At 41.8% G+C, this 13,979-nt stretch carries 10 protein-coding genes; 5 read left to right on the forward strand and 5 right to left on the reverse strand.

The genetic code is table 11. From position 1 onward, the window contains the following. Positions 1-67 precede the first annotated feature (67 nt). From tusA to GW828_RS18105, 3 genes are all read left to right on the forward strand, one after another. Positions 68-313 (forward strand): sulfurtransferase TusA, encoded by a 246-nt coding sequence (gene tusA / locus GW828_RS18095; RefSeq protein WP_124016561.1) that lies wholly within the window; start codon positions 68-70, stop codon positions 311-313. A 2-nt stretch (positions 314-315) separates the two neighbouring features. Beyond that, complete coding sequence (locus tag GW828_RS18100; protein WP_273059503.1) at positions 316-759, forward strand: MOSC domain-containing protein; 444 nt, start codon at positions 316-318, stop codon at positions 757-759. Positions 760-1,052: 293 nt separating this feature from the next. Continuing rightward, complete coding sequence (locus GW828_RS18105; protein WP_273059504.1) at positions 1,053-4,235, forward strand: amidohydrolase family protein; 3,183 nt, start codon at positions 1,053-1,055, stop codon at positions 4,233-4,235. A gap of 66 nt (positions 4,236-4,301) precedes the next feature. Here the strand turns inward: GW828_RS18105 and GW828_RS18110 are convergent, their stop codons facing one another. Next, a complete protein-coding gene (locus tag GW828_RS18110) occupies positions 4,302-4,865 on the reverse strand; it encodes a DNA-3-methyladenine glycosylase I (protein ID WP_273059505.1) in 564 nt (187 codons plus the stop codon). 112 nt (positions 4,866-4,977) lie between these two features. Here GW828_RS18110 and glyQ point away from each other — a divergent pair, with 112 nt between their 5' ends. Continuing rightward, a complete protein-coding gene (glyQ, locus tag GW828_RS18115; protein WP_124016565.1) occupies positions 4,978-5,883 on the forward strand; it encodes a glycine--tRNA ligase subunit alpha in 906 nt (301 codons plus the stop codon). Positions 5,884-5,892: 9 nt separating this feature from the next. Continuing rightward, positions 5,893-7,977, forward strand: coding sequence for a glycine--tRNA ligase subunit beta (glyS, locus tag GW828_RS18120; protein WP_182741550.1), 2,085 nt, complete (start codon positions 5,893-5,895; stop codon positions 7,975-7,977). A 127-nt stretch (positions 7,978-8,104) separates the two neighbouring features. Here glyS and GW828_RS18125 read toward each other — a convergent pair whose 3' ends face one another. The 4 genes from GW828_RS18125 to dnaN form a co-directional block, all read right to left on the reverse strand. Then, positions 8,105-9,157, reverse strand: a complete 1,053-nt coding sequence (locus GW828_RS18125) for an HDOD domain-containing protein (RefSeq protein ID WP_420542443.1) — start codon at positions 9,155-9,157, stop codon at positions 8,105-8,107. 100 nt (positions 9,158-9,257) lie between these two features. Then, entirely contained in the window at positions 9,258-11,675 is a 2,418-nt protein-coding gene (gene gyrB, locus GW828_RS18130; protein WP_124016568.1) for a DNA topoisomerase (ATP-hydrolyzing) subunit B, read from the reverse strand. Between the two features lie 15 nt (positions 11,676-11,690). Further along, positions 11,691-12,773 carry a DNA replication/repair protein RecF gene (gene recF / locus GW828_RS18135; RefSeq protein WP_124016569.1) on the reverse strand — a complete coding sequence of 361 codons (1,083 nt, stop codon included), beginning with the start codon at positions 12,771-12,773 and terminating at the stop codon, positions 11,691-11,693. Between the two features lie 93 nt (positions 12,774-12,866). Then, the gene (dnaN, locus tag GW828_RS18140; protein WP_124016570.1) at positions 12,867-13,967 is read right to left on the reverse strand and encodes a DNA polymerase III subunit beta; all 1,101 of its coding nucleotides are present in this window, start codon (positions 13,965-13,967) and stop codon (positions 12,867-12,869) included. Positions 13,968-13,979: the final 12 nt, after the last annotated feature.

Below are 13,979 nucleotides of genomic sequence, written 5' to 3' on the forward strand. Positions count from 1 at the left end.
ACTTGGCAAGCATAAATGACAAGAGTAACATTAGCGATAATTAGATAAGTAAAATAGATAGCACTCAATGAACGATATTTATACCCAGGCGCAACACCAGCTCGACGCACTAGGTCTTCGCTGTCCAGAGCCAGTTATGATGATCCGTAAAACAGTACGTAAAATGGCTGACGGTGAAACATTACTTGTTATAGCGGATGACCCTGCCACTACACGAGACATACCCAGCTTTTGTGAATTTATGGATCACACCTTAATTGCTAGCGATACTAGTAAAACGCCATATCACTATTTACTCAAAAAAGGACTTTAAAAATGAAAATCACATTGGAAGCAATCGCATACAAAACAGCAAAACGCGGCGTGATGAAACCCGCTTTCTGTGCCAATGTGACTTTAGAGCGCGGTGTCGAGAATGACGTTTTTGGCCGACCAGGTAAACGCCAGGTGACAGTGATGTCAAAACAGCAATGGCAAAAAGCCTGCCAGCAAATTAATGTAGATTTAGATTGGTTAACTCGTCGAGCTAACTTATTGATCAGCGGCTATGAATTTAGCCCTGCGGATGTAGGTAAAACGATCTCAATTGGTACTGAGCTAAAACTACAAATCACTGGCGAAACCGATCCATGTAAAAAAATGCAACAAGCTCACTCAGGGCTTGAACAAGCATTAACACCTGACTGGCGTGGCGGAGTCACCTGCCGCGTGATCCAAGCTGGCTTAATACAAGCCGATGACTCAGTAAATATCGATTAGCAAAATCGATAAATCATTTTCATTTAAGCCTTTCATATTAAAATCTAACGCTGTAGCACTCATTGTTTGTTAATCGATAACAAACATGCGTGTTATCGTCTGTCATTAATTGATACAGATTTGTTATACCCCTTATCGGTAATTTATGCGATAAAGGAACCATTCAAACCGACAAACGCAGTAAAGCCAAGTACTCTTCAGGTCATCTAATCATGCTAAATGAGATGACCTATACGAGTATTAAGCTTGATTAAATCCACTGAAAATAAAAACGACAACGGATAATCTACTCTATGTTGACTCAAAAACTCACCCCTCTCTATACCGCTATGGCACTTACTCTAGGTATTTCTAGCTTTGCCTATGCCGAAGATGACAAAATAAAATGGCACGTAAATGCTCCTGAAAATGCGCCATTGAGTAAAATTGATATTAATGTTACCGAAGGGACATGGATGAACATCAATGTATCACCTAATGGTGAACACATTGTATTTGATCTATTAGGTGATATTTACCAAATACCGATAGCTGGAGGTGAAGCAAAACCACTGGCACAAGGTATAGCTTGGCAAATGCAGCCAGTATATAGCCCAGACGGTAAGTATATAGCTTTCACCTCTGATGAAGATGGTGGCGATAATATTTGGATAATGAATGCCGATGGCACTAATCCACATGCAATAACGACTGAAACCTTTCGTTTACTCAACAGCCCAGCCTGGAGTCCTGACTCACAGTATTTAGTAGCTAGAAAACACTTCACAGGCACTCGCAGCTTAGGAGCCGGTGAAGTGTGGATGTTTCACGTTGCTGGTGGCGAAGGGGTAAAACTAACTGAGCGTCCTAACGAGCAAAAAGATTTAGGTGAACCCGCCTATTCACCTGATGGCCGTTATATTTACTTCAGCCAAGATGCGACCCCTGGTAAAACCTTTCACTATTCTAAAGACTCGGTAAAAGGCATTTATAAGATCAAACGTTACGACACACAAACAGGCGATATTGAAGTATTGATTGAAGGTACTGGCGGTGCGATTAGACCAACACCAAGCCCTGACGGCAAAATCCTTGCTTACATCAAACGTGATGGATTCCAGTCAACGCTCTATTCTCTCGATTTAACCTCTGGTGAAGAAACCAAGCTGTATGACAAACTTGATCGTGATATGCAGGAAACATGGGCTATTCATGGTGTGTACCCAACAATGTCGTGGACCAAAGACAATAAGCACATCGTATTTTGGGCTAAAGGTAAAATCAATAAACTTGATGTCGACAGTAAACAAGTAACAGACATTCCATTCAGTGTTAACACTCAAAGAGATATTCAGCCATCAGTCCGCTTTACTCAAAACTTAGATAAAGATGAATTTGATGTAAAAATGCTGCGTATGGCACAAGTGTCACCAGATGGCGAAAAAGTAGTATTTGAAGCCTTAGGTAAAATTTGGATTCGAGATATTAAAGACGGTAAACATAAACGATTAACCCGTTTAGATGATGACATCAATGAGCTATTCCCACAGTGGTCACGTGACGGTAAAGACATCGTATTCACCACTTGGAATGATCAACAGCAAGGCACCGTCAGTGTTGTTAGCGCCAGAGGTGGTAAAGCTAAGGTGTTGACCAACGAGCCTGGCAAATATGTCGAACCAACCTTTTCACCTAATGGCGAATATATTGTTTATCGAAAAGCGCGCGGTGGCTACATGACACCACGAACTTGGTCACAAGAACCCGGTTTATATAAAGTCGATATCAAAGGAAAGCAAAGTACCAAACTAACAGCCAGTGGCCATCAACCACAATTCGGAGCTGACTCAGACCGTGTTTACTTTATGGATTCAGGGGAAACCCCAGAGTTTGCCTCTATCGGCATGAACGGTTTTGAAAAACGTACCCATTACACCAGCGACCATGCTACCGAGTTTCGTTTATCACCCAACGGTGAGCACTTAGCTTTTGCTGAACGCTTTAGAGTATATGTTACTCCCTTTGCTAAACACGGTGAAACCATTGCGATTGGGCCTAAAGCAACCAACTTACCCATTACTCAACTAAGCGCCCGTGCAGGTGAAAGCATTAGCTGGAACGGTAAGAACAACCAACTGTATTGGACATTGGGCCCAGATTTATATCAAGCAGATGTAGACACTCAATATACAAAAGCGGAAACCAAGGTCGATCCTAAAATCACTGCTATTGGTTTTAAAGATAAAGCCGATGTTCCACGTGGAACAGTGGTATTTACCGGCGGCAAAGTGATTACGATGGAAAATGACCAAGTTATTGATAATGGTGTCGTTATCGTTAAAGACAATAAAATTGTTAGTGTTGGTGATGCTAATACAGTCATTCCTAAAAACGCCCAAATTATCGATATTAGTGGCAAAACCATCATGCCCGGCCTGTTTGATGCTCATGCTCATGGTGGCCAAGCAGATGATGAGATTATTCCACAGCAAAACTGGGCCTTATATTCAGGTCTGTCACTTGGGGTAACAGCTATTCACGACCCATCAAATGACACAACCGAAATATTTGCCGCTTCAGAACAACAAAAAGCAGGCAAAATTGTTGGACCGCGTATTTTCTCTACGGGGACGATTTTATACGGAGCAAACTTACCTGGTTATACTTCGCATGTTGATTCACTTGATGATGCAAAGTTCCACTTAGAGCGTCTTAAAAAAGTCGGTGCATTTAGCGTTAAGAGTTACAATCAACCACGTCGTGATCAACGCCAACAAATTATTGCTGCTGCGCGAGAGCTCGAAATGATGGTAGTGCCTGAAGGTGGCAGTTTACTACAGCACAATTTATCCATGATAGCCGATGGTCACACGACGGTAGAACATTCATTGCCAGCAGCATCAATTTACAATGATATTAAGCAATTCTGGAGCCAAACAGAAGTTCACTATACCCCGACACTAGTGGTTGCATATGGTGGTATTTCTGGTGAGCATTACTGGTATGATAAAACCGACGTTTGGGCTCACCCTCGCCTAAGTATGTATGTGCCGCACGATATACTTGATGCCCGATCAATGCGAAGAACCACAGCACCGGACGAACATTACAACCACTTTAATGTTGCCCGCGTAGCAAATGAGTTAAACAACATCGGCGTTAAACCTAATATTGGTGCTCATGGTCAACGAGAAGGATTAGCTGCACATTGGGAAATGTGGATGTTTGCTCAAGGCGGCATGAGTAATATGGAAGTATTAAAAACCGCGACAATTAATCCGGCGACAACCTTTGGTATGGACCATCAACTGGGTTCTATCAAAGTGGGTAAATTGGCTGACTTAATTGTGATTGATGGCGATCCATTAGCCGATATAAGAACGACTGATAAAGTCACTTACACTATGGTTAATGGTAAGCTATTTAATTCAGAAACCATGAATCAAATAAATGGTGATAAACATAAACGTAAGCCGTTTTTCTTTGAAAAAATCTAACGATTAAGTTAAGCCAATAAAAAAGGTGTTCCACGTGGAACACCTTTTTTTATACTTTTAATAAAATCAATACTGACCATAACAATGACAATCTGTGGTGTGATCATTCACCATGCCCACGGCTTGCATAAATGCATAACAAATTGTCGGACCAACAAAGTTAAAACCAAGCTTTTTTAACGCCTTAGACATAGCTTCAGATTCTGGTGTTTGTGCAGGAACCTGGCTTAATGAACTGAAGTTATTTTCTTTAGGTTTACCGCCAACAAAACCCCATAAAAACTTAGAGAAATCATCACCCTGCTCTACAAATGCTAAATAAGCTTTAGCATTTCTGATGATCGAGTTTATTTTAAGACGATTGCGCACAATACCCGGTTCGAGCATTAACTCTGCCACTTTAACTTGATCGTACTGTGCAATAATACTCGGCTCAAAATTAGCAAACAGTAATTCGTAATTTTGTTGCTTTTTTAGAATGGTAATCCAAGACAATCCAGCTTGTTGGCCATCAAGACATAACTTAGCAAAAAGCTGTTTAGGATCAAATTCAGGTCGTCCCCAAACAGTATCATGATAATGCTGATATAAAGGGTCTTCACTTACCCAGCCACATCGGTTAACTTGCATGGTACGGTTCCATTAACGTTTTGAGTAGTACGTTAAAAAATAACCTACATCTACCTTGCTCTACAAGGTATAATCATCAACATTTTCTATTAATAGCCTGACAGTAGTAGACATGACGACGAAACATGACGTAAAGACATTTCAAGGGTTCATCCTAACCCTTCAGGAATATTGGGCGCAGCAAGGTTGCGCAATTGTTCAACCTCTAGATATGGAAGTTGGCGCTGGTACTTTCCACCCGCAGACGTTCTTACGTTCATTAGGCCCTGAGCCAATGAGCAGTGCATACGTGCAACCGTCTCGCCGTCCTACTGATGGACGTTATGGTGAAAACCCTAACCGCTTACAGCATTACTACCAATTTCAAGTAGTCCTCAAGCCATCGCCTGATAATATTCAAGAGCTTTATTTAGGCTCACTTGAAGCTCTAGGCATCGATACTCAAATACATGATATTCGCTTTGTCGAAGACAATTGGGAATCACCAACATTGGGCGCATGGGGCTTAGGCTGGGAAGTTTGGCTCAATGGTATGGAAGTGACACAGTTTACTTACTTCCAACAAGTTGGCGGTATTGAATGTAGTCCTGTTACCGGCGAAATTACTTACGGTCTAGAACGTCTAGCAATGTACATTCAGGAAGTTGATAGTGTATATGATCTGGTGTGGACAGACGGACCGTTGGGCCGTGTGACCTATGGTGATATTTTTCACCAGAACGAAGTTGAGCAATCGACTTATAACTTCGAACACGCCGATGTCGATTTTATGTTCACCCTGTTCGATCAATGTGAAAAGATGTGCATGCACTTATTATCACTAGAAAAACCATTACCACTACCTGCTTACGAGCAAGTAATGAAAGCATCGCACGCTTTCAATTTACTTGATGCACGCCATGCAATTTCTGTCACCGAACGTCAGCGTTATATCCTTCGCGTTCGTACGATGGCAAAAGGTGTTGCAGAATCTTATTATCAAGCACGTGAAGCGCTTGGCTTCCCACTGTGTAAGTAGAGGTAACAGATGAATTTTGAAAACTTACTCATTGAAGTGGGCACCGAAGAATTACCGCCAAAGGCGCTACGCACATTAGCGGAATCTTTTTTAGCTAACTTTACCGATGAATTAACCAAAGCAGACCTGCCATTTGATTCTGCCGTTTGGTATGCAGCCCCACGACGCTTGGCCATTAACGTATTGGGATTAGCTTTAGCACAAGCCGATAAAGTCGTTGAAAAACGCGGTCCTGCGGTTAGCTCAGCATTTGATGCTGACGGTAACCCAACTAAAGCAGCACAAGGCTGGGCCCGTGGTAATGGCATTACGGTTGAGCAAGCAGAGCGTTTAACAACCGATAAAGGTGAATGGTTAGTTCACCAAGCTAAAGTGGTTGGTGTTGAAACCAAAAGCTTAATTGCTGACATGGCACAACGAGCACTCGATAAATTACCTATCCCTAAACCAATGCGTTGGGGAAACAACAAAACTCAGTTTATTCGCCCAGTTCACACTGTGACCATGCTATTAGGCAACGAGTTAGTTGCGGGTGAATTACTTGGTATTAAATCTGACCGCGTTATTCGTGGCCACCGATTTATGGGTAAAGCCAGCTTTGAGTTAGATCATGCCGACAACTATTTGGCCGCGCTAAAAGAGCAAGGTAAAGTACTAGCAGATTATGAATTACGTAAATCGCTAATCAAAGTTGATGCTGAAGCTGCAGCAGCTAAATTAGGTGGTATTGCCGATATTCAAGACGGCCTACTAGAAGAAGTCGCTTCATTGGTTGAATGGCCAATAGTGCTAACAGCTAGCTTTGAAGAAAAGTTTCTAAATGTGCCTTCAGAAGCCTTAGTTTACACCATGAAAGGTGATCAAAAGTACTTCCCGGTATTTGATAACAGCGGCAAGTTATTACCTAACTTTATCTTTGTCACCAACATAGAATCAAAAGATCCACAGCAGATTATTTCAGGTAACGAAAAAGTCGTTCGTCCACGTCTGGCTGATGCAGAGTTCTTCTTTAACACTGATAAAAAGCACACGCTTGAGTCTCGTATTGCCAGTTTAGATACGGTTGTATTCCAAAAGCAGCTGGGCACACTAAAAGCGCGCGTTGAACGTATTTCAGCGTTAGCAGGCTTTATTGCAACACAAATGAACGACAATGGCGTCAATACTAGTAGCCTAGATGCTAGCCGTGCAGGCTTATTGTCTAAAGCAGACCTTATGACCAACATGGTCATGGAGTTTACTGACACCCAAGGCACTATGGGCATGCATTACGCCCGCTTAGACGGCGAAACTGAAGCGGTAGCGCTAGCACTTGAAGAACAATATAAGCCTAAGTTCTCTGGTGATACAGTACCAACAGCAAATGTATCTTGCGCTGTTGCTTTAGCCGAAAAACTCGATACTTTAGTGGGTATTTTTGGTATTGGCCAAGCACCTAAAGGCGCGGCAGATCCATTTGCACTTCGTCGAGCTGCTATCGGTATTTTGCGAATTATTGTTGAACACAAGCTACCTTTGGACTTAGTAGAATTAATTGCTAAAGCACAAACATTGCATGCTGCAAACATCACCAATGCGAATACCAGTGAGGATGTCCTAGAGTTCCTACTGGCACGTTTCCGAGCCTGGTATCAAGATAAAGGTATTCAAGTTGATGTTATTTTAGCCGTGCTTGCTCGTCGTCCGACTCGCCCAGCTGATTTTGACAGTCGCGTTAATGCAGTATCTCATTTCCGTGGTTTAGAAGCGTCTAGTGCGCTTGCTGCAGCCAATAAGCGTGTTTCTAATATCTTGGCTAAAGTTGAAGGTAAACTGCCTGAAACCATCAACCAAGCACTATTAAGCGAAACAGCAGAAAAAACCTTAGCGGCTAAACTTGCACAACTGCAACCGCAGTTAGCGCCCTTGTTTGCCACAGGTGATTACCAACAAGCATTAACCTTATTAGCTGACTTACGTGAGAGCGTCGATCAGTTCTTTGAAGATGTGATGGTAATGGCAGATGATGAAGCATTGAAAAACAACCGTTTAGCTTTGTTAACTAATCTTCGTGAGCAGTTCTTACACGTTGCGGATATTTCATTACTGCAATAGATTCAGTCGACTATCATTAACAAAAAAGCGCCGAAAGGCGCTTTTTTATGGGCAATACAATGATAAAAAGCATATCTTAATCAATCTACAACCGGACCACCAAAGACAGACTACTTTTAAAGTGTATCTAAAATTGCATCAGCTTTTGATGTAGCACAATAAACTCTTCTTCACTCAAGTCCACTTGGGCCAACAACAGCGCCAATGCTGCTTGAGGTAATTTATCAACCTGTTGCAACATCGAACACTCACTAATAATATTGGCTTTCCAAATGAGTAATGCCATCTCATCCACAGGTTTAATATTGCTATTCGCTAACAAAGTTAATGATGCTTCAAAGTGCTCTGGTAATTGCCAGTAACGAGCTAAAAGCGCACTCAGCGTTAATGACTTGGTGGTCATCACTTGCTTAAACAACGAAGAACTCGGCTGCTCTCCTGGCTCTGCTTGATAAAAAGCATCCACCAGCAGTTTAAAAATCGCAATTTTACCCACGTCATGTAACAAGCCTAATAAAAAAGCACGATCTCGTTGCTCAGAGCGAGCTAATTCGCTGGCTAAAAAAGCCACTTGCATAGAATGGCGCCAAATTTCTGCACCAAAGCGTCGAAAGTAAATAGCTTTGATATCAATTAATTCTCGGGCTAAGCAAGTGGTAATAAACTGCCTTAACTGTTGTCGCCCCACCTGCACTAACGCTTGTTGAATGCTACTAACATCCGTATCTGCACGTTTAAATGCGGGTGAATTGCATAGTTTGAGTACTTCAACACACAATAAAGGGTCTTGCTCAATGAGCTTTATTAGCTCTTGGGTTTCAATACTGTCATCAGCAAGCTTCTTATCAAGTTCGAGTATTTTACTAGGAAGTTTTAATACATTTTCAGCAATAGACTCTGGTGAGCTAAGTGCTTGCTCAATTTTTTGCATCACGCTTCGTTCAAGATTATTGGCAATACCTGTGGTGGTTGATTGTTGGCTAGCAAACAATAAACTATAAAACAATGCCGACAAATCTAACTGCGACTCAGCTGCAAGTTTAGGTGTAATTTCAACAGCGAGTTGTGTCGATTGTTGTTGGATCTGCTGGCGTTTTTCAACTGATGTTTTGCCAGTAAATTTAACTTGTTCATTACGGTCACGAATATTGAATAATTTTTTAAAAAAACCAGTAACCACAATTAATAACCTTATGAGAAGTTGAATTAAATACTATATAACCATAGTAAAAAAATACAAAAAAGGGTGCCCTATAGGCACCCTTTTTTTTAAAACGCGCTTATACGTCTAAGTTAGCTACATTGAGCGCATTAGTTTCAATAAACTCACGACGCGGCTCAACTTGATCACCCATTAAGCAGGTAAATAGCTGATCGGCAGCAACAGCATCTTCAATGGTGACACGTAACATACGACGTGATTCAGGATCCATTGTAGTTTCCCACAATTGCTCAGGGTTCATTTCACCCAATCCTTTATAACGTTGGATATACAGACCGCGTTTTGCTTCACTGATAGTCCAATCTAACGCTTCTAAGAAGCTTTCAACTTCCTTAACACGCTCGCCACGTTGTACATAGCCGCCCTCTTCAATCATACCGTCTAACGCAGCACCTAATTTAGCAATACGTTGGTAATCGGTTGAGGTGAAGAAGTCATAACCAAATAAATAATTAGTATCAATACCGTGTTTACGGATCGTCACGCTAGGGGTATAAACCTTACGCTCAGGATCAAGCATCACATTAACGGTAAAGATAATTCCGCTGCTTTCTCGATCAATTAAGTCCGCGATAAAGGCATTACACCAAGTCGTCATCTTCGCTTCATCACTCAACACATCTGCTGTCACTTCAGGGTGATACAACATGCGGTCAAGTAACACTGCTGGGAAACGCTTTTCTAGACGCTTAATAATACGTTCAACTTCACGATACTGGGCGACTAAACGCTCTAATGGCTCACCAGACATTCCCAACGCACCTTGGCTTGGATAAATATTAGTGCCATCAAGTGCTTGAGTGGTTAAGTATTCCGTTAATGCTGGCTCATCTTTCAAATACTGTTCTTGCTTACCTTTTTTCACTTTAAACAGTGGTGGTTGCGCAATATAAATATAGCCACGTTGGATTAACTCAGGCATTTGACGGAAGAAGAAGGTCAACAGCAAGGTACGAATATGTGAGCCGTCGACGTCAGCATCGGTCATGATGATGATGTTGTGATAACGCGTTTTATCTGGGTTATATTCGTCACGGCCGATACCACAACCTAATGCAGTAATAAGCGTTGCGACTTCTTGTGAAGATAACATCTTGTCAAAACGCGCTTTTTCTACGTTTAAGATTTTACCTTTCAGTGGAAGAATAGCTTGGTTTTTACGGTTACGTCCCTGCTTGGCAGATCCGCCAGCAGAGTCCCCTTCCACGATATAGATTTCAGAAAGACCAGGATCTTTCTCTTGGCAGTCAGCCAGTTTTCCTGGCAGGCCACCTAAATCTAATGCACCTTTACGGCGAGTCATTTCACGAGCTTTACGCGCTGCTTCACGTGCACGAGCCGCGTCTACAATTTTGCCGACAATTAATTTAGCATCTGCAGGATTTTCTAATAGGTAATCGTTTAACTGCTCACCCATGGTTTGTTCAACTGCACTTTTCACTTCACTTGATACAAGTTTGTCTTTAGTTTGTGAACTGAACTTAGGATCTGGCACTTTCACAGAAATAACCGCAGTTAAGCCTTCACGGGCATCATCACCAGTAGCACTGGTTTTACCTTTTTTGTTAAAGCCTTCACGTTCCATGTAGTTATTCAAGTTACGTGTTAATGCACCACGGAAGCCCACTAAGTGAGTACCACCATCGCGCTGAGGAATATTATTGGTAAAACAGAAGATGTTTTCTTGATAACCATCATTCCACTGCATGGCAACTTCGACAGTAATACCGTCATCACGCTCTTGTGAAAAATGGAATACATCTTTGTTTATTGGCGTTTTATTACGGTTTAAGTAATCTACGAAAGCACTAATACCACCTTCATACTTAAAGAACTCATCTTTGTTGTCACGTTCGTCAACTAAACGAATACCCACGCCAGAGTTGAGGAAAGACAGTTCACGTACTCGTTTGGCTAAAATTTCAAAATGGAATTCAACGTCGGTAAACGTCTGACTACTTGGCCAAAAACGAAGTTCGGTACCGGTTTTAACGGCATCACCGATTTCTTTGATCGGCGCATCTGGTACCCCATGAGTATAAAACTGCTCATAGACTTTACCAGCACGACGAATGGTTAACTGTAGTTTTTCTGATAAGGCGTTAACGACCGACACACCCACGCCGTGAAGACCGCCAGAGACTTTGTAAGAGTTATCATCAAACTTACCACCAGCATGAAGTACGGTCATAATAACTTCAGCGGCAGAGATCCCCTCTTCCTCGTGGATTGACACAGGAATACCACGACCATCGTCTTTCACTGAGACTGAACCATCAGAATGAATGGTAATGGTGATATCGCTACAATGGCCGGCTAAAGCTTCATCGATAGAGTTATCAACCACTTCGAATACCATGTGATGAAGACCTGTGCCATCATCAGTATCACCAATGTACATACCAGGTCTCTTACGGACTGCATCAAGGCCTTTTAATACCTTGATACTCGAAGAATCGTAACTATTCTCTGACATATTTATCTCTCGTTGTTATTCAATAACCGTTACTCGCCCTTGTTCCACATGAAACATCCTGTTTGGAGGGCTAGATAACGAATCGACTATTGCTTGCGGATCGATCGCAGTGACAAAAATTTGTGCACCGGTTTCGGTTAACTGCTGAAGCAATAGCTGCCTATGCTGTGCATCCAACTCCGACGGTAAATCGTCGACCAGATAAATACTATTTTTATCTAGTTGTTGTTTGAGCAACTTTCCCTGTGCAATACGCAGTGCACAGACTAATAATTTTAATTGTCCACGGGACAACGCATCCTGCGCTGGTAAATTACCCACTCGCAAACGTAAGTCTGCTTTGTGGGGGCCGCTGCCCGTATTACCAGCGGCTAAATCTCTTGAGTATTGGTTTTCAAGTAATTGGGCAAAATCCGTTTTACTGTCCCATCCTCGGGTAAAAGAAACCTTAATATCAATATGAGGTAAAAACACCCCGATTATACCCTTTAGTAGCTCATTTAACGAGTCTACATATAGATTTCGTATATCGGTAACCTGTTCAGCATACCGCACCAACTCCTTATCCCAAAACTGTATTTGGCTGTAGGAAGATTGATTTCTAAGTAATTGATTGCGCTGCTTTAATACCTTTCGAGTATTCACCCAAGCTTGATAAAAATTCGGATCAGAATGAAATGCACCCCAATCGATAAATTGGCGTCGAGCTTTAGGTCCCTCGAACAATAACGAAAAACTTTCTGGGGTGATGACTTGAATAGGCAAGGTTTCGGCTAAGGTCGATAAACGCTTAACCTTTTCACCATCAATTTTAACTTCTGTCTCACCACTTCGATAACGACGTAAACCTATTTTACAGTCTCGTTCAGCGTCTATTAAATGGGCAAACAAGGTGAGTTTATCGTCTTCATGGTTGATCACACGTTGCGATAAATGGCTACGAAATGAGCGGCCCATACCCAAAAAATAAATAGCTTCAAGAATACTGGTTTTGCCACTGCCATTTTGACCGTAAATCAAATTTAAGCCCTTACAAGGCTCCAATGATGCTGAGGTAATGTTACGAAATGAACTGATGGTAATACGCGATAAACTCATGAAAACCTATTTGTGATAACCGCTGTGATTAATCCAGTAAAGACAAATAAGGCGCCTTACAGCACCTTATATAACTTGTTAGACAATAATCCGTTATAGACGCATTGGCATCACCACATACATAGAATCTTCTTCTTTGTGGTTTTCAATCAAGGCACTCGAATTGCCATCAATTAGAGTAATACGAACTTCATCACTGGCTAAGTTATTTAAAACATCAAGTAGATAACTAACGTTAAAACCAATTTCTAGATTGTCAGAGTCATATTCAACATCAATGATCTCTTCAGCTTCTTCTTGCTCAGGATTATTAGCGGTAATTTTTAATAAACCAGATTCAAGCTGAATACGTACACCACGGAATTTTTCATTCGACAGAATAGAGGCACGGGTTAACGCTTGCTTTAGTTGATTACGACTGGCAATGACCACTTTGTTGCCACCTTTAGGTAACACTCGGCGGTAATCAGGGAAACGTCCATCAACAAGTTTACTGGTAAACACAGCAGAACTGGTAACCGCTCGAATGGCATTATCACCAATAGCAATGGTGATGTCCTGATCGTCACTGTCGAGTAAGCGCGCCATTTCAACCACACCTTTGCGCGGTACAATGACTTGCTTTTCAGGTAATGTCACCTCAAGGGTGCGATGGCTTAATGCTAAACGGTGTCCATCTGTAGCGATAGCACGTAATACATTACCTTCGGTTTCAAATAACAATCCATTGAGATAATAACGCACATCTTGGTTGGCCATAGAAAACTGAGTAGAGTCAATTATCGACTTCAACACACCTTGCTTTAAGCTAAATTCAATATCCGCTTGGAATGCTTCAACGTTGGGGTAATCTTCGGCAGGTAATGTTGCTAAGGAAAAACGGCTACGGCCAGAACGCAATAACCATTTATTATCTTGCTGTTCGACTTTTAATTCACTTTGCTCTGGCAATGACTTAACAATATCCAGCAGTTTTTTGGCAGGAACGGTCGTACGACCGACATCAATATCACCATGAATTGCCGCTTGGCCCACTAACTCAACTTCTAAATCAGTGCCCGTTAGCTTAAGTGAAGACTCACTAACTTCAACTAATAAGTTGGCTAAAATAGGTAAATTGTGTCTGCGTTCTACCGCGCCGCACACTAGCTGCAACGGCTTTAATAGGGCGTCCCTATCAATTGAAAATTTCATCGTGTCTAGATT

The sequence above is a fragment of the Shewanella vesiculosa genome (assembly GCF_009994065.1).
Lineage (GTDB): Bacteria > Pseudomonadota > Gammaproteobacteria > Enterobacterales > Shewanellaceae > Shewanella > Shewanella vesiculosa.

Coding starts and splice junctions, on each gene's coding strand:
- dnaN (WP_124016570.1), bottom strand. CDS start 13,967: ATGAAATTTTCAATTGATAGGGACGCCCTATTAAAGCCGTTGCAGCTA.
- GW828_RS18100 (WP_273059503.1), top strand. CDS start 316: ATGAAAATCACATTGGAAGCAATCGCATACAAAACAGCAAAACGCGGC.
- GW828_RS18110 (WP_273059505.1), bottom strand. CDS start 4,865: ATGCAAGTTAACCGATGTGGCTGGGTAAGTGAAGACCCTTTATATCAG.
- gyrB (WP_124016568.1), bottom strand. CDS start 11,675: ATGTCAGAGAATAGTTACGATTCTTCGAGTATCAAGGTATTAAAAGGC.
- tusA (WP_124016561.1), top strand. CDS start 68: ATGAACGATATTTATACCCAGGCGCAACACCAGCTCGACGCACTAGGT.
- GW828_RS18105 (WP_273059504.1), top strand. CDS start 1,053: ATGTTGACTCAAAAACTCACCCCTCTCTATACCGCTATGGCACTTACT.
- recF (WP_124016569.1), bottom strand. CDS start 12,773: ATGAGTTTATCGCGTATTACCATCAGTTCATTTCGTAACATTACCTCA.
- glyQ (WP_124016565.1), top strand. CDS start 4,978: ATGACGACGAAACATGACGTAAAGACATTTCAAGGGTTCATCCTAACC.
- glyS (WP_182741550.1), top strand. CDS start 5,893: ATGAATTTTGAAAACTTACTCATTGAAGTGGGCACCGAAGAATTACCG.